A 1,856-nucleotide genomic window follows, 5' to 3' on the forward strand; every position below is an offset into this window, starting at 1 on the left:
ACAGCGATGACCGCGCCTGAAACTCCCCTCCCGTCACCTCCCGGGATGCACATCACCGAGGAGAACAAGCTCAAGGGCTCGCTGTTCATCGAGGCCTACGGCAGCTTGATCGACGGCATCAGCAAGGACGCCGAGAGCGAGACCGAGAAGGCGCTGGACATCACGTTCAACGCCATCGGCGCCGCCTCGGCCACGGTGATGCTGGCGATCGACCCCCTCGGCAGCATCATCGGCGCCGGCGTCGGCTGGCTGATCGAGCACGTGTCGTTCCTGCGCGACGCCCTGAACCAGCTGATGGGCAACCCGGAGGAGATCCAGGCCAACGTCGAGGCCAACAAGGCGCGCGCGGCCGAGCTGCGGGTGCTGGCCGAGGACCACAAGAGCGGGCTCGCGACGTTCGACGGCTGGACGGGCGCGTCGTCCGAGCGGTTCAAGGCGTCGATGGACGGCATGGGCCAGGAGCTCGACGAGCTCGCCCAGGCCGTCGAGACCAAGGCCAAGATCGTCGCGATCATGGGCATGCTCGTCACGGTGCTGCGGGACATCGTCCGCGACCTGATCGCCCAGCTGATCGGTTCGCTGATCGGTGGCGCGATCCTCGCGGCCGCCGCCATGATCCCGACGTTCGGCGCCTCGATCCCGATCTTCTGCGGCTTCGCGGTCGGCAAGGCGGTCGCGCTGGGCGTGAACATCGCGTCCCGCGTGGCGCGCGTCGTCGCCGCCCTCGGCCGTCAGATGAAGCGCATCGGCGACCTCGACGAGATCATGAAGAAGGTCAGCAAGGGCTGGGAGCGCTTCGAGAACTCCGCTGACGTCGCCGAGATCACCTACGAGGGCTACAAGGCCCAGGACGGCGTCAACAAGAAGATCGACGAGGCGATGGAGAACCGCGGCGGCGGCGGTGGCAACACGCCTCCCGGTGCCACCGACGGCAAGACCGCCGCGGACGCCACCGGCACCGCGACCGCGCAGATGGCGAGCGCCCGTGTCGGCACGGTCCAGCAGGACGGGACCGTGCAGGCGACGCTCGCCAGCGCTCCCCTCCGGGCGACGGAACAGGGCGAGCCGATGCAGGCCCTCCGGCGCACGGAAGCCGTGGCGGCCGAGCCGATGCAGGCCGTCAGGCGGATGGACGCGGTGGCCGCCGAGCCGATGCACGCTCTCCGGGCGGCGTCCGTGACCGAGGCACAGCCGATGCAGGCCCTCCGGGCGATGGACGCGGGCGAGCCGATGCAGGCGCGCGCGGCGGTGCACGCGACGGAGGCGGTGCAGCCGTTCCAGCGGGCAGAGGCCGTGCGCGCGACCGAGCCGATGCAGGCGTTCCAGCGGGCGGAAGCCGTGCACTCCACCGAGCCAATGCAGGCGTTTCAGCGGGCGGAGGCGGTCCAGGCACCCATGGCGTTCTCCCGCGTGGAGGCTTCGGACTCCACGATGGTGTCGGGCGTCAGCATGACCTCGGGAACGCCGGCCTATGAGGCCGTGCAGCCGATGCAGGCGCGTGAGATGTACATCAGCCCGGAGACGCCGTCCGAGCCGTTGCAGGCCTCGTCGGGTTACGAGCCGCTCGCGCGCACGCAGATGTCGCACGCGTACGACGCTCTCGAGCCGTCGCAGCCGCGTGAGGTGTACGCACGCGTCGACGCCGAGCCCGCCTACGAGAGCGTCAACCCGCTGATGGCGAGCGAGCAGCTGCAGGCGACCACGGCGTACGAGGTGGCAGGCGGTGCCGCGGCCCAGCCTCTGCAGCCGACCGTCGCGCACGAGCGTTCCGTCCGGCCGACAGAGTAAGTCCCAGCCAACAGCCGGGATCCTGCGATCCCGCCTTGTTCTGACGCAGTTCTGGAGAATCGCCGCTC

General features: G+C 70.0%; 1 protein-coding gene. It reads left to right on the top strand.

Annotated elements, in window-relative coordinates:
• The first annotated feature begins 6 nt into the window (after positions 1 to 6).
• Positions 7 to 1,788, top strand: coding sequence for a hypothetical protein (locus SK571_RS16975; protein WP_319985050.1), 1,782 nt, complete (start codon positions 7 to 9; stop codon positions 1,786 to 1,788).
• The last annotated feature ends 68 nt before the right edge of the window (positions 1,789 to 1,856 follow it).

The sequence above is a fragment of the Lentzea kristufekii genome (genome assembly GCF_033949925.1).
In the GTDB taxonomy this organism is placed as follows: domain Bacteria; phylum Actinomycetota; class Actinomycetes; order Mycobacteriales; family Pseudonocardiaceae; genus Lentzea; species Lentzea kristufekii.